Annotated in this window: 18 protein-coding genes and 1 pseudogene; all 19 read left to right on the top strand. The window is 48.0% G+C overall.

Annotation, left to right across the window (positions count from 1 at the left end):
• Nucleotides 1–12 precede the first annotated feature (12 nt).
• A pseudogene (locus J2Z65_RS31435) lies at nucleotides 13–183 on the top strand (small, acid-soluble spore protein, alpha/beta type); the annotation flags it as partial.
• Between the two features lie 355 nt (nucleotides 184–538).
• Nucleotides 539–1393: a 4-(cytidine 5'-diphospho)-2-C-methyl-D-erythritol kinase gene (gene ispE / locus J2Z65_RS31440; RefSeq protein ID WP_167059112.1), complete on the top strand. Its 855-nt coding sequence runs from the start codon at nucleotides 539–541 to the stop codon at nucleotides 1391–1393.
• Between the two features lie 290 nt (nucleotides 1394–1683).
• Nucleotides 1684–2520 (top strand): pur operon repressor, encoded by an 837-nt coding sequence (purR, locus tag J2Z65_RS31445; protein ID WP_167059117.1) that lies wholly within the window; start codon nucleotides 1684–1686, stop codon nucleotides 2518–2520.
• A 4-nt stretch (nucleotides 2521–2524) separates the two neighbouring features.
• On the top strand, nucleotides 2525–2908 hold the full coding sequence (locus tag J2Z65_RS31450; RefSeq protein WP_167059121.1) for a RidA family protein: 384 nt from the start codon (nucleotides 2525–2527) through the stop codon (nucleotides 2906–2908).
• A 118-nt stretch (nucleotides 2909–3026) separates the two neighbouring features.
• The gene (gene spoVG, locus J2Z65_RS31455) at nucleotides 3027–3311 is read left to right on the top strand and encodes a septation regulator SpoVG (RefSeq protein ID WP_028557369.1); all 285 of its coding nucleotides are present in this window, start codon (nucleotides 3027–3029) and stop codon (nucleotides 3309–3311) included.
• Between the two features lie 141 nt (nucleotides 3312–3452).
• Nucleotides 3453–4856 carry a bifunctional UDP-N-acetylglucosamine diphosphorylase/glucosamine-1-phosphate N-acetyltransferase GlmU gene (glmU, locus tag J2Z65_RS31460; RefSeq protein WP_167059124.1) on the top strand — a complete coding sequence of 468 codons (1404 nt, stop codon included), beginning with the start codon at nucleotides 3453–3455 and terminating at the stop codon, nucleotides 4854–4856.
• A gap of 143 nt (nucleotides 4857–4999) precedes the next feature.
• Complete coding sequence (locus tag J2Z65_RS31465) at nucleotides 5000–5638, top strand: 50S ribosomal protein L25 (RefSeq protein WP_167059127.1); 639 nt, start codon at nucleotides 5000–5002, stop codon at nucleotides 5636–5638.
• A 424-nt stretch (nucleotides 5639–6062) separates the two neighbouring features.
• Nucleotides 6063–6623 (top strand): aminoacyl-tRNA hydrolase, encoded by a 561-nt coding sequence (gene pth / locus J2Z65_RS31470; RefSeq protein WP_167059130.1) that lies wholly within the window; start codon nucleotides 6063–6065, stop codon nucleotides 6621–6623.
• Between the two features lie 131 nt (nucleotides 6624–6754).
• Nucleotides 6755–6982, top strand: a complete 228-nt coding sequence (fin, locus tag J2Z65_RS31475; protein WP_167059133.1) for an anti-sigma-F factor Fin — start codon at nucleotides 6755–6757, stop codon at nucleotides 6980–6982.
• A 92-nt stretch (nucleotides 6983–7074) separates the two neighbouring features.
• Nucleotides 7075–10602 (top strand): transcription-repair coupling factor, encoded by a 3528-nt coding sequence (gene mfd / locus J2Z65_RS31480; RefSeq protein WP_167059137.1) that lies wholly within the window; start codon nucleotides 7075–7077, stop codon nucleotides 10600–10602.
• Complete coding sequence (locus J2Z65_RS31485) at nucleotides 10583–11701, top strand: peptidylprolyl isomerase (RefSeq protein ID WP_167059140.1); 1119 nt, start codon at nucleotides 10583–10585, stop codon at nucleotides 11699–11701. Before mfd ends, J2Z65_RS31485 begins: the two co-directional genes overlap by 20 nt.
• Nucleotides 11702–11946: 245 nt before the next feature.
• The gene (gene spoVT / locus J2Z65_RS31490; protein ID WP_167059142.1) at nucleotides 11947–12489 is read left to right on the top strand and encodes a stage V sporulation protein T; all 543 of its coding nucleotides are present in this window, start codon (nucleotides 11947–11949) and stop codon (nucleotides 12487–12489) included.
• Nucleotides 12490–12590: 101 nt separating this feature from the next.
• Entirely contained in the window at nucleotides 12591–14327 is a 1737-nt protein-coding gene (locus J2Z65_RS31495; RefSeq protein WP_240159734.1) for a putative polysaccharide biosynthesis protein, read from the top strand.
• A 299-nt stretch (nucleotides 14328–14626) separates the two neighbouring features.
• A complete protein-coding gene (yabN, locus tag J2Z65_RS31500; protein ID WP_167059145.1) occupies nucleotides 14627–16144 on the top strand; it encodes a bifunctional methyltransferase/pyrophosphohydrolase YabN in 1518 nt (505 codons plus the stop codon).
• Between the two features lie 173 nt (nucleotides 16145–16317).
• Nucleotides 16318–16590, top strand: a complete 273-nt coding sequence (locus J2Z65_RS31505) for an HU family DNA-binding protein (RefSeq protein ID WP_029197991.1) — start codon at nucleotides 16318–16320, stop codon at nucleotides 16588–16590.
• Nucleotides 16590–16853 (top strand): RNA-binding S4 domain-containing protein, encoded by a 264-nt coding sequence (locus tag J2Z65_RS31510; protein ID WP_167059148.1) that lies wholly within the window; start codon nucleotides 16590–16592, stop codon nucleotides 16851–16853. The genes J2Z65_RS31505 and J2Z65_RS31510 overlap by 1 nt, the downstream gene beginning before the upstream one ends.
• Before the next feature lie 118 nt (nucleotides 16854–16971).
• Nucleotides 16972–17259, top strand: a complete 288-nt coding sequence (gene yabP / locus J2Z65_RS31515; RefSeq protein ID WP_167059151.1) for a sporulation protein YabP — start codon at nucleotides 16972–16974, stop codon at nucleotides 17257–17259.
• Complete coding sequence (gene yabQ, locus J2Z65_RS31520) at nucleotides 17256–17831, top strand: spore cortex biosynthesis protein YabQ (RefSeq protein ID WP_167059154.1); 576 nt, start codon at nucleotides 17256–17258, stop codon at nucleotides 17829–17831. Before yabP ends, yabQ begins: the two co-directional genes overlap by 4 nt.
• Nucleotides 17832–17846: 15 nt before the next feature.
• Entirely contained in the window at nucleotides 17847–18167 is a 321-nt protein-coding gene (locus J2Z65_RS31525) for an FtsB family cell division protein (RefSeq protein ID WP_167059157.1), read from the top strand.
• Nucleotides 18168–18194: the final 27 nt, after the last annotated feature.

Below are 18194 nucleotides of genomic sequence, written 5' to 3' on the forward strand. Positions count from 1 at the left end.
AGGAGGTTTTTTATGAGTCGCAGAAGAGGTGTTATGTCCGAAAGTTTCAAAAACGAGTTGGCCAAAGATCTAGGATTCTATGACGTCGTTCAGCGAGAAGGCTGGGAAGGGATCCGTACGAAAGATGCGGGGAATATGGTGAAACGGGCTATTCAAATTGCAGAGGAGCAGCTGGCAAAACAATACTCGACTTCTGCGCCGTCTGCCCAAACAGCTTATGGCCAGCCCAACTACACGCAGCCTAGCTACACACAAGCGTCAACGTATAACCAACAGGTTGTACAAACGCCACAGTATTATGGGCAGCAAACCGTTTCTGCTACACCTGCTCATATGCCTTCCAACACCCAGAATGTGCATCCTTCGTCTATGTCGAATGGGTCTGCGCATACAGGTTGGAATCCCATGGCTTCGGCGTCTCAGCAAGCAGCTCAGATAAATCAACGCCCCTACTACAGCTAAAGCGAATGCTTTAGCTTTTTTTTTGCGCTTTTGTTATAATATTTTAACGGCAAACGAGCAAAAGAAGGTGATCCTGTTGAAAATTTTTGAAAAAGCACCGGCTAAAATTAATTTATCCTTAGATGTTTTACATAAAAGACCAGATGGTTATCATGAAGTAGAGATGGTTATGACGATGGTCGATCTGGCCGACCGGATCGAGATGCAGGAGCTTTCACGGGACACAATCATTATTTCCAGCCAGGCAGGCTACATTCCGTTAGATGAGAAGAACTTAGCCTTTCAGGCGGCGCGGCTTATCAAGGATCGCTATGATGTCAAACAAGGCGTCTACATTCATTTGGATAAAAAGATACCCGTGGCTGCAGGGCTTGCAGGGGGCAGTAGTGACGCGGCAGCAACGCTTAGGGGTTTGAATCGGCTTTGGGATTTAAACATCCCTATGAAGGAGCTGCAGGAGCTTGGCGCTGAGCTTGGATCGGATGTGCCCTTCTGTGTATCGGGTGGGACGGCCTTAGCCACAGGACGCGGAGAAAAGCTGGAGCCGATCGTCTCGCCGCCGCAATGTTGGGTCGTATTGGCCAAGCCTCCCATTAATGTATCGACATCGGAGATTTATGGGAAGTTGAATGCCCGCGAGATTAAGAATCACCCGTCCACAAAGAACGTGCTGAAGGCTATTCGGGAGAAACAGTTTGATCAGCTCTGCGGGAACCTCGGCAACGTGCTGGAAGAAGTGACGCTGGATCTTTATCCGGAGGTCCGGCAATTGAAGGAATGTATGCAGCGTCTGGGTGCAGACGGCGTGTTGATGTCCGGGAGCGGGCCAACGGTATTCGGTCTTGTCTCCAAGGAAGCGAAGGTGCCGCGGATCTATAATGGGCTTCGGGGTTTTTGTAAGGATGTTTATGCGGTGCGGATGCTGACCTAGCCTAAGAACATACGTGCAGGGCCCCAGATAGGGCCTTTTTTAGCGGGTAAGGAAAAGATAGCGCTTTAAACTGATAAAGGTTGCGTGATCATGCGACATAGCTAAGCCGTCAGGCGCACTGCCTAGGCGGCCCTTTTTTTGTCGGGAGTTTTGTACTTCTCGTACATTTTTTTCGTGTGTTAACATTGTGTCAGGTATGTGTGAAGTTAATTTTCATGTGAAGCTTGAATAAATACGTATAAAAGTGGTATATTTTCTTTATATTATTCGGATTTTTGGGGGGTAGTGCGATGAAAAAGTTGAAAAGGAGCGCTAGGCTGGTAGAAATGACGCAATACTTGTTGTTTCGCCCCCATTCGTTAATTCCTTTAACGACTTTTGCCGAGCGTTACAACTCAGCGAAGTCCTCCATTAGTGAGGATTTGGCGATTATTAAGGAAGTTTTCGAGGAAGAAGGGCTCGGCGAGCTGCAAACGCTTGCGGGTGCAGCCGGCGGTGTGAAATTTTCACCGAAGGTGCCGAAGGAAGCATCTTTGAAGTTTATTAGTCAGCTCTGTTTGCAGCTGCAGCAGCCTGAACGGATTTTGCCCGGCGGTTACTTATATATGTCTGATATCATGGGGCAGCCCCAGTATTTGAATGAAATTGGCAAAACGTTTGCATCTGCTTTTGCAGGTCGTGATATTGATGTGATTATGACTGTAGAAACGAAAGGCATTCCGCTCGCGTACGCGACGGCTACTTATATGAATCTGCCGGTTGTCATTGTTCGCAGGGACAGTCGTGTTACTGAAGGGTCAGCGGTGAGCATTAACTATGTTTCTGGTTCCAATAAGCGTATTCAGACCATGTCGCTCGCTAGACGCGCTTTGAAAGAGGAATCAAAAGTGCTCATCATCGACGATTTCATGCATGTAGGCGGTACGATTCATGGCATGATGGATTTGCTGGCGGAATTCAAAGCCACTGTCCAAGGAGTGGGCGTCTTCATGGAATCCGTTGAAGTTGAAGAGCATTTAGTGGATCATTACGTATCTCTCGCCAGACTGTATGGCGTTGATTCCAAGACTAAGCAAATTACGGTAGAGCCAGGTAATTATTTTGATAGTAAAAAAGGAGACGCGTAAAACGATGGAATTCATTTCAACAACGGCAGCGCCTGCTGCTATCGGACCTTACTCGCAAGCGGTTAAACTCGGTAATCTGTTGTTTACTTCGGGGCAAATTCCGCTCGGTTTGGAAGGGCAAATCGTACAAGGCGGAATTAAGGAGCAAGCGCACCAAGTGTTCGCCAATTTGAAAGGTGTGCTGGAAGCAGCGGGTTCATCATTTGACCAAGTTGTGAAAGCGACCGTTTTCCTGAAGGACATGAATCAATTTGCAGAGCTGAATGAGATTTATGCCACATACTTTGGTGACCACAAGCCGGCCAGATCGACTGTCGAAGTAGCTAGATTACCTCGCGATGTTTTTGTCGAAATAGAGTTAATTGCTGTGATTCCTGTCGAAATTTAACAGTAACATTAAGATTGTATAAAATTATCGAAAATTTCAAAAAAATAAGAAGGAATTTGCACGACGATGTGGAATATTACACCCAAGTCTCAGAGATGGAAAAAGGTGGTGAACACAAGTGCAAATTACAGATGTAAGGCTCCGCCGGGTCAACTCCGAGGGGAGAATGAAGGCAATTGCTTCCATTACTATCGATAATGAGTTCGTTGTACACGACATACGTGTTATCGACGGGAATAACGGTATGTTCGTGGCGATGCCAAGCAAACGAACGCCAGATGGAGAGTTTCGAGATATCGCTCATCCAATTTCTTCCACTACACGCGAGAAAATTCAAGCTGCCGTATTGGCTGAATACGACCGTGCAGCAGTAGAAGAAGAGGTTATTGAGGAAGGCGCATAACGAATAATTATTGAGGGGGCCCCTTAGGGGCTCTCTTTTCATTTGGGTGGCATTGGTGCTATATTTGGTAATGGACTGTTAATTCGATTATTTGAGGTATAAGGCATACAGCTATTTATAATTAAAGGGGTTGGATAGTCATTGAAGCTCATGGCGATTGTGTTAGCGGCAGGACAAGGTAAGCGTATGAAATCGAAGCTGTACAAGGTGCTTCATCCGGTTGCGGGTAAACCGATGGTGGGGCACGTTGTGGACACGCTTCAGCAAATAGACGTAACAAGGACTTTGGTTATTGTTGGATTTGGGGCGGAAGCGGTAAAGAGTTATCTGGGAGACCAGGTTGAGTATGCTTTGCAGGAGAAGCAATGCGGAACCGGTCATGCGGTTCTGCAAGCCAAAGATATGCTTGGCGACGAAGACGGCATGACAGTTGTCATTTGCGGAGATACGCCCCTGATCTCGGAAGCTACGCTGAAGAGCACGCTTGAACTGCATCAGCGTTCTGGTGCATCGGCGACGATTCTGACAGCGAAGCTCGATGAGCCGCAGGGCTATGGCCGTATTATTCGTGGTGAAGATGGCAGAGTTGCGCGAATTGTGGAACAAAAGGACTGCAACAGCGAGGAGGCGGCTGTTCAGGAGATCAATACAGGCACTTATATTTTCGATAACCGGAAGCTATTCAAGGCGCTTGGTTCCGTGACAAACAATAATGCCCAAAATGAATATTACCTGACGGATGTCATAGGTATCCTGACAAGCGCGGGAGAAACTGTGCAAGGCTACTGCATGAAAGATGCCGCGGAGTCTATCGGCGTCAACGATCGTGTTGCTTTAGCTGAAGCTGAAGTGTTATTTAAAGCGCGTATTAACCGTGAGCATATGCTCAATGGGGTTACGATTATTGATCCTGCCAATACCTATATTGAAAAAGGCGTTGAGATCGGAGCCGATACAGTGCTGCTCCCGGGTACGATTTTGCGCGGGAAAACGGTGATTGGCGAGCAGTGTACAATTGGGCCGCAAACGGAAATTATAGATTCCGTTGTGAAGGATGATGTTACGATTAAGCAATCTGTTCTTCAAGGCGCTTATGTGGATAATGAAGCAAGTGTGGGTCCGTTTGCGTTTTTGAGACCCGGAGCGAAAATTGGCAAGCAAGTGAAGGTTGGCGACTTTGTCGAGATTAAGAATGCGACGCTGGGCGATGGAACGAAAGTGTCTCACTTAAGCTATGTCGGAGATGCGGTTGTTGGTACGAACGTTAACATTGGATGTGGCGCGATTACAGTGAACTATGACGGTTTCAATAAAAGTTTAACTGAAATCGGGGATGACGCTTTTGTAGGTAGTAATGTGAATTTGATTGCTCCTGTGAAAATCGGCAATGGCGCTTATGTCGTCGCAGGTTCAACCATTACGCATGCTGTCAATGACGGAGATTTGGCTATCGCACGGGAAAGACAAACGAATAAGCCGGGTTATGCGGATAAAATTAAAGCGCGGATGAAAGCGAAGAAAGACAGTAAAGCGAAAAAAGACTAGGAAAAAAGTTAAATCTCCCTCGCTAGGGGAAATTTGGATGGAACTTCTTAAGGTTGGGTACGCTATGAACTAGCTGTTACCCACTTGGCGTCGTTTACGAAAGTAAGTGTGCTGAGCAAAATTCTTAGGAGGTTCTTTTTCTTATGGCATTGTCATTGAAAGCGGAAGCCCGCAAGGACACAACGAAATTTGATATTAAACAACTGCGTGTGAACGGTAAGGTGCCTGCAGTCGTGTACGGCAAGAAAGTGGCCGCAACGGTTATTACCGTCGACCAGAAGGAATTAGTGGCTCTGCTCCGCAAAAGCCCGCATGCCGTTATTGAGTTGGAGATGCCGGACGGCAGCGGAAAGCAGCCTGTCATGATCAATGAGATTCAGCGCAACCCGATTAACCGCGAGCTGCTCCATGTTGACTTTCATCAAATCAATATGGATGAGCCGGTCAAAACGGTGGTCACTCTGGAGTTCACCGGGGATGCCATAGGGGCGAAGGAGGGCGGCATTTTGCAGATTCAATTGCATGAACTGGAAATCCGCTGCTTGCCGAATCAGATACCGGCTTCCATCACGGTAGATATTTCAAATGTCGGAATCGGAGAGAACATGCTGGTCAGTGAACTCACGGTGCCCGGTACGATAGAAGTGAAGTCCGATCCGAACGAGCTTGTGCTCACCATCCTGGCGCCTCAGAAAGAGGCTCCGGAGGATGTTGTTGCTCAGGGCAAAGAGGATAAGCCAAGCGAGGCTGGCGTGGAAGCGAAAGAAGAACAACCGGTATAAGCTTAAAAGAAGGGTACCCTCCGCGATGTGCATAGGGTATCCTTTATTTAGGTTTTGGGGTAAGTGAAGCTTAACCTTATTTTCTTTGGAATGCAGTCAGTACCCGGGCCGTGAAACAATAACATGCGTTTTTCTGTTATAAAATGTATTATTGATTTTGATAAAATGCGGGTAGTAAAATTCAATGTAGCCTATATCCTTATGCTGGTTTTGATAGTATACTTGGACGGGAATACCGGCATCTATATGATCTTGAAAATGATGATCGCTTGTAAGTTGTTGACCGTTTAGATACATATTCAATGATTCACCCGCAGCTATGAATTTGTTGGTTCACTTTCGTAACATATAGGTAAACAATAACCTTTAGATGCAGGTTACGCCAAGGATTTTTTAGTAAACGGCTAGGAGGAAATGGAAGAAAATGAAATGTTTTATCGGACTGGGTAACCCGGGAAAACAATATGAGATGAATCGGCACAATGTCGGGTTCATGGCAATTGATCGTTTTGCCGCCAAGTGGGGGATAAACTCTTTTCAAAGCAAGGGAAAAGGACTCCTCGGAGAGGGAAACGTGAATGGCACGAAGGTGTTTTTGCTGAAGCCGATGACGTATATGAACCTTTCGGGCGAATCGATGAGAGCGATCTTGGACTTTTATAAAGCTAAGGTGGAGGATGTCGTCATTATTTATGATGATATGGATACGCCTTTCGGCCAGATCAGGCTTCGCTATCAAGGGAGTGCTGGAGGCCACAATGGGATTAAGTCTATCATTCAGCATGCCGGGACACAGAGCTTTAACCGCATTCGTGTGGGTGTGAATCGTCCAGCACCTGGCTATAACATTGCCGATTATGTCCTATCGAACTTTTCCAAGGAAGAGATGAAGTCGCTTGATGAGGTGCTGGATCTGACCTGCGAAGCGATGTTGTCTTGTCTGGATGAGCCATTCGAGAAAACAATGGGCAAGTTTAATAAATAAGTCGGACAGCCTGCTTCAAACTCATTGTATGCATAGCCCTTATTCGAAAATGACAATGGTACATTCGGCTAATTTCTCCGGAGAATGGTCATACTAGGATGTAATCGAATCGTCGAAGGAGGCATACATATATGATTAAGTACATTTGCAGGCATTGTCATACCTTTGTTGGGGAAATTAATCAACATGCGATCACGGAACAGCAATTGGGTTTCCATTTCTTGACCCCCGATGAGCGTAGAGATATAATATCGTATAACACGAACGGAGATGTTACGGTTAGGGTCGTTTGCGACTACTGTCGCGAGGCGCTGGAAGCAAATCCAGAGCTGTCCTTGCTGGCAAGCCCACTGCAGTAACATGATTCCGCTGAAGTAAAATGATGAAGATGAAGAGTTAATAGCCGAGGCAAGTGTGCCAAGGCTTCTTTTTGTGAGAGGAGTGTACTTGTTTGCAAGCTTTAATTCAGGCTTTTTCTGCGGATACCGACTTTCAAACGATCGTGTCAGGCATCAGGTCCGAGATGAAAGAGCAGCTCGTTGCCGGACTTACCGGCTCCTCCAAGCAAGTGATGATCGCAACTCTTGCGCGAGAGCTAACGCGCCCGCTATTCATTGTTACTCATAATATGTTTGCCGCTCAAAAAATAGCGGAGGATTTGCTAGAGTGCCTTTCTGCCGATGATGTACTGCTCTACCCGTCCCAAGAGCTCCTGACGGCGGAAGAAGCAGCTTCCAGTCCGGAGATGCTGGCGCAGCGCATTGATGTGCTCACTAAGCTGGCAGGCGGCTACCGCGGGATTGTGATCGCGCCATTCGCTGGTGTGCGTAGATTGCTTCCTATCAAGCAAGTTTTCGAGGAATCCCGGATTACCGTTAAGGTAGGGGATACCGTTAAACTTGATGAACTTCTCAGCACCTTATCCAATTTGGGTTATGAACGCGTGGAGCGGGTTGAAACCAAAGGGGAGATGAGTGTCCGCGGCGGCATTTTGGATTTGTTTCCACTGACGTCGGAGAATGCCATTCGGATTGAGCTTTTTGATGTGGATGTTGACTCTATTCGTACTTTCGATGTGAGTGACCAGCGGTCAATAGATAAATTACAGTCGATTACGATTCCTCCCTGCCGTGAGATTCAAGCAGATAGAAAGCGATTACAATCTGCTGCTCAGCATGCGTATGAGCTTCTTCAGGCTCAGCTGGAGAAAATGACCGATCGAACAGCCAAAGACAAATTGCTCGAAGGGATTGGACATGACATTGAACTGCTCCGTGAAGGGCAGACGTTTCCAGGCATTTATAAATATATTTCGCTTCTATATACGGAAAGACAGACCCTCATAGACTACATGCCTAAGGATGCTGTGCTGATTATCGACGAACCGGCGCGCTTGCTGGAGACAGCGAAGCAGCTCGAACGCGACGAGGCGGAGTGGATGATGCATGCGCTGACAGAGGGGAAGAGCTTGCCGGCTTTTGTGCTGTCCAAATCTTACGAAACGCTGCTGCACCGCAGACCTTTTCCGACGTTGTATTTGTCGTTGTTCCTGCGTCAGGTCGTGGGCATTCAACCGCAAAATATCGTAAACTTCGTCAGTCGTGTGATGCAAAACTTCCACGGGCAAATGAACCTGCTGAAAGCAGAGATGGAGCGCTGGAAAAAGAATGGCGCCAACGTCATTCTTCTCGCGAACGGCGAAGAGCGTGCCGAACGGGTGAGGCGTGTCCTGAACGACTACCAGATCGATGTGCCTGAAATTGTTGATGGCAATCTGCAAACAGGCTTTGAACTGCCTTCGATTCATTTGGTCGTCATTACGGAAGGCGAGATTTTCACACAGAAGCAGCGGAAAGCCCGCAAGGTTGAGAAGAAGCTGGAGAATGCCGAGCGCATCAAGAGCTACCAAGAGCTTAAAATTGGCGATTACGTTGTTCATGTGAACCATGGGATCGGGAAATACGTCGGTATAGGTACGCTCGAAGTGGGCGGAATCCATAAAGATTATCTGCATATCATGTACGCCGGCGGCGATAAGCTGTCAGTGCCGATTGACCAGATTGATCTGATTCAGAAATATGTAGGTTCGGAAGAGAAAGAACCGAAAGTGTATAAGCTTGGCGGAGCCGATTGGGCTAGAGTGAAGAGCAAGGCAAGGGCATCTGTTAAGGATATTGCCGATGAACTGATCAAGCTCTACGCTGAACGACAGGCTACGACCGGTTACGGATTTAGCAAGGACAGCTCCTATCAAAATGAGTTCGAAGCCATGTTCCCCTACGATGAAACGCGGGATCAGCTTCGTGCGATTGAAGAAATTAAGAACGACATGGAGAAGTCCCGTCCGATGGATCGCTTGCTCTGCGGCGACGTTGGTTACGGGAAGACCGAAGTTGCCGTTCGGGCGGCCTTTAAGGCGGCTATTGACGGGAAGCAGGTCGCTGTTTTGGTGCCGACGACGATTTTGGCGCAGCAGCACTATGAGACCTTCCGTGAGCGTTTCTCAGGCTATCCATTTAATGTGAGAGTGCTCAGTCGTTTCCGCTCGAAAAAAGAGCAGACAGAAGTCATGAAAGGTGTCAAAAAAGGGACGGTTGACGTCGTCATCGGCACGCACCGGCTGCTGTCGCAAGATGTGCAGTTCAAGGATCTCGGTCTGCTGATTGTCGATGAGGAGCAGCGGTTTGGCGTTTCCCACAAAGAGAAGCTGAAGCGGCTCAAAACGAATGTCGATGTGCTGACGCTGACGGCGACGCCGATTCCAAGAACTTTGCACATGTCCATGCTCGGAGTTCGGGATCTGTCCGTTATTGAGACACCGCCAGAAAATCGTTTCCCTGTCCAGACCTACGTGGTGGAATATGGCCCGACACTGGTTAGAGAAGCGATTGAACGGGAGTTAGCGCGTGAAGGCCAAGTGTACTATCTTTACAATCGGGTTCAGGGAATTACACAGATCGCCGATCAAATCTCTATGATGATACCCGATGCCCGCGTTACTGTCGCACATGGTCAGATGGGTGAGCAGGAGCTGGAGAAGACAATTCTCGATTTCCTCGACGGGGAATATGACGTGCTTGTCAGTACGAGCATTATCGAGACAGGTGTCGATATTCCGAATGTAAACACGCTTATTGTTCACGATGCCGATAAAATGGGGCTTTCCCAGCTCTATCAGCTGCGGGGGCGCGTAGGAAGATCGAATCGCGTAGCGTATGCGTACTTCACCTATCAACGGGATAAAGTGCTCACAGAAGTAGCGGAAAAACGACTTCAAGCGATTAAAGAGTTTACAGAACTTGGCTCAGGCTTTAAAATTGCGATGAGGGATTTGTCGATTCGCGGTGCAGGGAACTTGCTGGGTGCAGAACAGCATGGTTTCATTGCTTCCGTGGGATTCGACCTTTACTCGCAAATGTTAGCCGAGGAAATTGCAAAGCTGAAACTAGAAATAGATGGGGAAGCGGCCGTGCCGGAACCGGAATGGAACACTTCCATCGATATACAATTGGATGCCTATCTGCCATCCGACTACATCTACGACAGCATGCAAAAAATCGAAATTTACAAAAAAGTGGCCGCCATTCGCACGTTGGAGGAAGCTGCAGACCTGCATGATGAGCTCGTGGATCGCTTCGGGGATCTGCCTCAGGCCGTTTTCAACTTGCTGTCAGTGGCTCGCTTGAAAGCGTACGGCGCGGAGTACCGGATTGAATCGATCAGCCAAAAAGGGGATGATTACCTAATCAAGGTGCATATTGACCAAAATGGCAGGCTGGATGGACAGAAGCTGCTTAATTTGTCCAAGGGCTTTGATAATCGGATCAAACTCAACGCAGACCCACAGTTGCATATTGTTATTCGCTCCAAAGGTATGAAGCCAGAAGCTTCCATCGAGTTGGTGGAGAAATTTTTGGTACAATATAAGGATGTTCTGAAAACGAAAGGGGAATTAAAGGATGTTGCCAAATCATACTAGCAAACGACTTTTCTCGAAAAAATGGATATTAAGCATGGTAGCATTGCTTCTTGCATTTTCTGTACTAAGTGCTTGTGGAAGCAAAAAGGAGGGTGCAGCAACAGCTTCACCTTCCCCATCTGCAGCAGCGACAGCAACAGGTAATCCAGCTGACGTGATCGCCACTTACAAAGAGGGCGGCAAAATCACTCGCGCCGAGTTCGACTCCTTCATCAACGTGAACAAAATGTTCTCGCCGCAGTTGGCGCAGTTCATGACGGACCCTGCTTTTCAACAAGATATGTTGAAGCAAATGGTTACTTTCCGCGTGTTATCCGCGAAAGCCGATGATAAAGTGAAGGCGGATGCGGACAAGCAAGTTACGGAGCAAATGAAGGCTATTACAGATTACTTCGGCAAGCAAGAAGGCGGAATGGACAAGCAGTTGAAAGACAACGGTATCGAGTTGAAGGATATCGAATCTTTGATGAAAATGAGCTTCTACACGATGGGCAGCATGGAAAGCAAAATTACCGACAAAGCAGTTCAGGATTCCTACAACGAGCAAGCAGCCGCGCATGCGTTTGATATTGCAACGGTTAGCCACATTTTGATTTCCCTGAAAGATGCAGCAACTCAGAAAGATCTGCGCACGAAGGATGAAGCTTTGGCAAGAGCGAAAGAAGTAAAAGGCAAGTTGGATAAAGGCGGAGATTTCGCGGCCCTGGCGAAAGAGTACTCCGACGATCCAGGTTCTAAAGATGCTGGCGGTACGTATAAAGATGCAGACATCAACCAATGGGTGCCTGAATTTAAAGAAGCGGCAAGCACTCTTCCTTTGAACAAAATTTCTGATCCAGTTGAGTCCTCTTTTGGTTACCACGTTATGAAAGTGGAATCCAGAAGCACGAAACAGCTTGATGATACACTCAAAACACAAATTAAATCTCAGCTTGCGGAGAAATCCCTTTCCGAGTTTGCAGAGAAAGAATACCCGAACTTGATCGAAACGAATAACTTGCCTAAACCGGAAGCAAGCCCGGCTCCAGCAGCAAGTCCTGCGGCAAGCCCTGCTGCAAGTCCTGCAGCTAGCCCAGCAGCCAGCCCGGCGGCAAAGTAAGAACTTACCAGGATGTCCGATTATGGACATCCTGTTTTTATTTGTTATTTTTGGACAACATAATCGCAGCAGGGTGCAAAGCTACATAAAGAAAAATTCCTTAGCAGAAGCGACTGCATAGAAGATTGGGAAGTGAAGAATACTATGGATAGAATTCAAGTTCCCACCAAATCCCGATCTAGCATACAAGATTTCATGCTCCTGTCGTATCTAATTCTTGAGCGGAAAGTGAGGCATCTAGAGGTATGAAAGCAACTGGAATTGTCCGTCGGATAGATGATTTAGGGAGAGTAGTGATTCCCAAGGAAATACGACGCACACTGCGAATTCGCGAAGGTGACCCTTTGGAAATTTTTGTGGATCGCGATGGTGAAGTGATTCTGAAGAAATATTCGCCTATTGGTGAGCTTGGTGATTTTGCCAAAGAATACGCAGAGTCATTATTTGAGAGCACCAATCATGTTGCCATGATTTCAGACCGAGACACGATTATTGCTATGGCTGGCGGATCCAAAAAGGATTTCTTGGAGAAGTCGGTTGGGTCCGTCATCGAATCCTGTATGGAAAACCGCAAACCGATTATGGAGAGCAACACAGGTCAATATGAGATTATAAAGGATGCGAATGAAACGTTTTCTTCCTTCGTGGCGGCTCCGATTGTAGCGGGGGGAGATCCAATTGGATCTGTTATTTTAATCTCGAAGGACGACAGTGTTAAAATGGGGAACATGGAAGTGAAGATGGTAGAAACAGCGGCCGGATTTCTGGCGAAGCAGATGGAACAATAGACAAACTAATAAGACACAAAGGCTTCCTTACTGAGGTGATGTTCATCTGTAAGTGAAGCTTTTTTTGTCTGTAATGGCCTATTTCGTTATAATACGTGTATATGTATCACATCAGGCAGAGGAGAACTAGGATGGGGGAAACCGGCAAGGAGCAGCAAGTGCATCAAGAGGAGCTCCAGCAGAATGTCGGAAAACAGGGTAACGTCAAGCTGTTGAAGGGGGCTGCTGTACTGGGAGCCGCCGCCGTACTCTCTAAACTATTGGGCACACTGCAAAAGATTCCTCTGCAAAATGTAGCGGGGGATGCCGTCTTTGGCATCTATAATGCGGTTTATCCGCTTTATATTTTGATTTTGTTTGCGGCCACAGCTGGCTTTCCTGTCGCCGTATCCAAGTTTGTGGCGGAGAGCGTCATTCATGGCGATCATCAGGAGGCCAAACGAATCGCCCGTATTTCAGGAGCGGTGCTGCTCGGAACGGGTATTGTCTTGTTTTTGCTGCTCTACCTTGGAGCAGGTGATATTGCAGGCTGGATTGGAATTCGACAAACGGAAAAGGCGATTCGAAGCGTATCGTTTGCGCTTCTTTTAGCTCCGACATTAGCCGTTCTGCGCGGATATTTTCAGGGGTATCAAAATATGGTGCCAACCGCAGTTTCTCAAGTGATTGAGCAGTTGATTCGAGTCATAACTATGGTTGCGCTGCTGCTTTATTTGGCGGCTCTTGCTTATGATGAGGAATGGATTGCGGCGGGAGCGACCTTTGGTTCCGTTACTGGTGCTGCGGCAGGGCTGCTTGTTATGTATGTATATTGGCGAAAAGCGGTACGGCTTCAGGGGTATTCGGGCGTGCCTAAAGGGCAGGTGAAGACAGAGGGTAAGGTTCTCTCTTCCCGTCAGTGGATAGGGCGGATAGCCGCTTACGCGATTCCTGTCTGCTTAGGTGCGGTTGTTGTGCCTCTGCTGACATTGGTCGACACGTTTACGATGCCGCGGCTGCTTGAAGCGTCTCAAGGCAGCGAGCTTGAAGCTATGCGGCAGTTTGGTTTATATAACCGCGGCCTGCCACTCGTTCAACTTGTGGTCATGATCGCCTCCTCGATGTCAGCTGTGCTTGTTCCCGCGATGGCGGATGCGAAAGCAAGAGGTCTGACCGAGGTGATGCGCTTTCGGGCGGAGATGTCGGTTCGGCTTTCCTGGCTCATTGGTCTAGGAGCCTCGTTCGGACTTGCCTTTGCTGCGATGCCAATCAATGTCATGCTGTATCGAAACGACGAGGCGAGCCTGACGATGGCGGTGCTTGCCTTCACTGCCTTATTCAGCACGCTGAACGCTGTCTCCGCCAGCGTGCTGCAGGGCGCCGGCGCGATCCATACGCCGGCGCAGGCCCTGTTCGTTGCCATCGTGCTGAAAGCACTCGGCAACGTCGTGCTCATGCCCCGCTGGGGCATCGACGGCGCCGCGCTCAGCGCGGTGATCGCCTACGCCGCTGCGGCGGGGCTGAATCTGGTGCAGCTGCGCCGCTGCACCGGGGCGCGCTTCGCGCTGCGGCCGTACATCATCGCACCCACGCTGGGCGTGGTAGCGATGGGCGTCTGCCTCGCAGCGCTGCAGCTGCTGGCCATGCCTGCTGTGGCGGCATGGCACGTACCTGAGCGATTGAGCGCCAGCGCAATCGCTTTGGTTGGGGTAGCCGGCGGCGCGGCCGTCTACGGGCTTGTGCTGCTGCGCAGCGGCAGCATCAGTCGCGAGGAGCTGCGGCTGATGCCGGAGCTGGACCGGAAGCTGGCGCCGGTCCTCGCTCGGATCTGGCCGGCGGGACGTTCGGCCGGCAAGTAGGGCTGCAGTTTGTTTGGCTTGCAGACCTTCTTTTGATGAGCCTGCAGCACAAACTCTGTTTGTGTTGCACAGCATACAATGATTTTGTCGCCAATAGTTAGCTAGGTGCTTCTATGCTGTATTTTGTGCAACGATTTGAGCAAAATGGCTGAATTTGATGGAGAAACGTTTAAAATGGTTGTACATAGTACAATATAGATAGCTCGTTTACTGGTAAAATGAAGAAATGCGTGCACAAAACACAACATAGCGTGAAGGTATTTTTTCAACATAACAACACATTTCAGGAGGTGCCACCCATGTCAACCCAAGCTCAAATTACCGTGGTCGGACTCGGAACGGGAGACGAAGACCAGCTCACACTCGGTGTTTGGAAAAAGCTCCAAGGCGCGGCAAAGTCGCAAGCTGCTCTATATTTGCGCACAGAGGACCATCCGATGGTTCGGATGCTGGATAGCAACCAAATCCCCTACCAAACCTTCGATGCCAATTACATTGCCCATGAAAGCTTTGAAGGGGTGTATGAATCTATCGCGGAGGCGCTTGTCCAATCCGCCAAAAGTACGTCCGCCGAAGTGATCTATGCGGTGCCGGGGCACCCGATGGTGGCGGAGTACACGGTGCAGCTCTTAAAGCGGCGGTGTCCGGAAGAAGGGATTTCACTCCAAGTGATGGGGGGAGAAAGCTTCCTGGATCAGGCATTCTTAAGATTCGGCTTTGATCCGATCAATGGTTTTCAGCTGCTCGACGCTACCAGTCTTAGTCGCTACGCGCTAAATCCTCAGATGCATACGATCATTGGGCAAGTGTACGATACCTATACGGCATCTGATCTCAAAATCTCGCTCATGGATACCTACCCGGACGAATACCGCGTGGTCGTGGGCCACTCTTTAGGCGTAGCGGGTGCGGAACAGATCATTGAAGTGCCGCTGCATGAGCTGGATCATGTGAAAGGCTACGGGAATTTGTCGCTTGTGTGGGTTCCTAAGAGCGACAAGGACGAAGTTTATTATCGCACTTTTGGCCGACTGCATGAGATCGTGCAAATTCTGCGCAGCCCGGAAGGCTGCCCTTGGGATCGCGAGCAGACACATGCCAGCCTGCGCAAAAATCTCATTGAGGAAGCCTATGAGGTTCTGGAAACGATTGATGAAGATGATCCTGAGCACATGTGCGAGGAGCTGGGGGATTTGCTTTTGCAAGTCATGCTTCATGCACAGATGGAAGAGGAGATTGGTACCTTCACCGTTTATGATGTGATTGCTACGCTGAACGAGAAACTGATTCGCCGTCACCCGCACGTATTTGGGGAAAATAAGGCGGAGGATGCGGATGAGGCGCTTGTAAACTGGAATGCCATGAAGGCCGAGGAGAAGCGGAAGAAGGGCATCGACGTGACGAAGCAATCTGTCCTGGAAGGCATACCACGGGAGCTGCCGGGTCTCTTGAAGGCTTTGAAACTGCAGAAGAAGGCGGCTACTGTTGGTTTTGATTGGTCAGAGCTTGGAGAGGTGATTCAGAAGCTGGAAGAAGAGCTGGCAGAACTGCGTGAGGCTATCGGCAATCCATCGGAAGAAGCGGCTCAAGACCGGCTTGAGGAGCTGGGCGATGTGCTTTTTTCTATCGTAAATGTTGCTAGATTCCTGAAAATTGACCCGGAAGAAGCTATTGGGCACACAAATCGCAAATTTATTCAAAGATTTTCATATATTGAAGATCAGCTACGTTTAAGAGGGCTTTCTTTTGAACAAACTGAGTTATCAGAGATGGAAAATTACTGGCAGGAAGCAAAAAAAGTTACAAAACTTCGTTAGTAATAGAAGGATTTTGGCGAAAAAAGAAGAATACTAAGTTTGGTGTAAGGTGTAAGGTTGAATATGGAAATATAATTTAGGGATATTTGAACGTTGTTCAAAGTCTCTCAGCTTTGCGGCTTTGGTACATAGAAGACATGATTTTCAACTATTTTTGGGAGGTAACAAATCACATGAACAAAACGGATTTGATCAACAACATCGCAGAAAAAAGCGGACTAACTAAGAAAGACGTAGAAGTTGTACTTAACGGATTCCTTGGTGAAGTTACAGACGCTCTTTCATCCGGAGATAAAGTTCAATTAATCGGTTTCGGAACTTTCGAAACTCGTAAACGTTCCGGTCGTACAGGCCGTAACCCACAAACGGGCAACCCAATCGTGATCGCGGAATCCAACGTTCCAGCTTTCAAAGCGGGTAACAAGCTTAAAGACGCTGTAAAATAATGCGAATCGACAAGTTTCTCAAAGTCTCTCGTCTGATTAAGCGCCGCACCGTAGCGAAGGATGTGTCCGATCAAGGACGTGTCTGGATAAACGGCAGAGATGCCAAGGCGAGTACGCAGGTGAAAGTCGGCGACGAACTAGCGATTCAATTTGGTCAGAAAAAGGTGACGATTCGCGTGGAACTCCTTTCGGAGTCGACCCGCAAGGAAGACGCTGCGAAGATGTATACCCTGATCAAGGAAGAAGCTTATCAGTCCGAGTAGCACTGCATAATAAAGATTAGCCCAGGATTCCCGGATGAGGGATCTCGGGCTTTTTTTGTGGTTCTAAATGAGGACATCCTCCCATATCGTAATGATAGATGAAGGAGGGGTACAGGCCATGATGGAACCCGTGAAAAACACGAACAAGCGGCAAGAAATCAAAATGCTGAATCGCAAGCTCTTGGAGATCTCCGGAGTTTTGAACGTTGAAAGCTTTGACAGTGAAGAGTTCCTCCTTGAAACGGAAATGGGCTACCTGATGATTAAAGGGCAGAATTTGCACATTAAGAATCTAAGCTTGGAGCAAGGGTTGGTCGCCATTGAAGGACTCATTCAAGAATTAGCTTATGTGGATGGAAATACCCAGGAGAAATCCAAGGGGTTTCTTGGTAAATTATTCAAGTGACCCTGAACGTTCAGTTTCATACGATTTTCATGATGTTTTTGAGCGGGGTCGCCATAAGTGCGATGTTTGATGTATTTCGTGTGCTTTCCGGCAAGCTCAAACTGCCGCGATGGACGATTCCGCTCGTTGATACGGTGTTTTGGATTGTGGCGACAATCCTGGTGTTCCGTCTGCTTATTTACAGCAATGAAGGACAAGTTCGTGTGTTTATTTTTCTTGGGATGGGGATCGGTATTTGCTTTTATTTCGCTCTCCTCAGCAATGTGGTCATTCATCTGACGCTGCTTCTAATACGAATTGTCATCGTGATTTACAAGTTTTTTGCAAAAACCGTCGAAATTCTTATCATTAAACCGATCATTGGCTTATATCGTCTAACTGTGATAATTTTGGGCTTTTTGCTAGCTGTAGCTATATTCCTTTACAGAATTGTGCTACAATTGCTTTATCCTTTTTGGAGATTACTCCTGTGGATGACTCGGCCTGTGCATAAATATTTCGTGATCCCCGTTTGGTTGAAGAAGTTAACGGGTAAGATCATAACAATCTATCGCAGGTTATTCTCAAAGTAGGAGGAATTCCTATTGATGCAGGCTCAAGCAACCGCACCTAATAAGCGCAGCAGTAGTGTAGGCTCAAAGCGAAGACTGCGTTTTCTCTTGATCTTTGTCCTATGTTTTATGAGTTGGGCTGCTGTTAACATTTGGGGACAGTTCGCTAAGCTTCATGATAAGAGAAATGCCGTCGCGAATATGGAGCAGCAACTCGCCCAAGCGAAGAAGGTCAAAGAGCAGACGCAGAAGGAAGTCGCTAGGCTTCATAATGACGAATACTTGGATCAAATTATTCGCCGGGATTTTCACTATAGCAAAACGGGAGAGACGCCTCTAAGTGTCTCGAGGCAATAAAAGGAATAAATAAGCGGCGAATGCCGT

This window comes from Paenibacillus aceris (assembly GCF_017874035.1).
Lineage (GTDB): Bacteria > Bacillota > Bacilli > Paenibacillales > NBRC-103111 > Paenibacillus_E > Paenibacillus_E aceris.

Bases quoted from the DNA above. Each gene is read 5' to 3' on its own strand.
- yabP (WP_167059151.1), top strand. From the start codon at position 16,972: ATGATGGAACCCGTGAAAAACACGAACAAGCGGCAAGAAATCAAAATG.
- J2Z65_RS31510 (WP_167059148.1), top strand. From the start codon at position 16,590: ATGCGAATCGACAAGTTTCTCAAAGTCTCTCGTCTGATTAAGCGCCGC.
- purR (WP_167059117.1), top strand. From the start codon at position 1,684: ATGAAAAAGTTGAAAAGGAGCGCTAGGCTGGTAGAAATGACGCAATAC.
- pth (WP_167059130.1), top strand. From the start codon at position 6,063: ATGAAATGTTTTATCGGACTGGGTAACCCGGGAAAACAATATGAGATG.
- spoVT (WP_167059142.1), top strand. From the start codon at position 11,947: ATGAAAGCAACTGGAATTGTCCGTCGGATAGATGATTTAGGGAGAGTA.
- J2Z65_RS31465 (WP_167059127.1), top strand. From the start codon at position 5,000: ATGGCATTGTCATTGAAAGCGGAAGCCCGCAAGGACACAACGAAATTT.
- fin (WP_167059133.1), top strand. From the start codon at position 6,755: ATGATTAAGTACATTTGCAGGCATTGTCATACCTTTGTTGGGGAAATT.
- J2Z65_RS31485 (WP_167059140.1), top strand. From the start codon at position 10,583: ATGTTGCCAAATCATACTAGCAAACGACTTTTCTCGAAAAAATGGATA.
- yabN (WP_167059145.1), top strand. From the start codon at position 14,627: ATGTCAACCCAAGCTCAAATTACCGTGGTCGGACTCGGAACGGGAGAC.
- J2Z65_RS31505 (WP_029197991.1), top strand. From the start codon at position 16,318: ATGAACAAAACGGATTTGATCAACAACATCGCAGAAAAAAGCGGACTA.
- J2Z65_RS31525 (WP_167059157.1), top strand. From the start codon at position 17,847: ATGCAGGCTCAAGCAACCGCACCTAATAAGCGCAGCAGTAGTGTAGGC.
- J2Z65_RS31495 (WP_240159734.1), top strand. From the start codon at position 12,591: ATGTATCACATCAGGCAGAGGAGAACTAGGATGGGGGAAACCGGCAAG.
- J2Z65_RS31450 (WP_167059121.1), top strand. From the start codon at position 2,525: ATGGAATTCATTTCAACAACGGCAGCGCCTGCTGCTATCGGACCTTAC.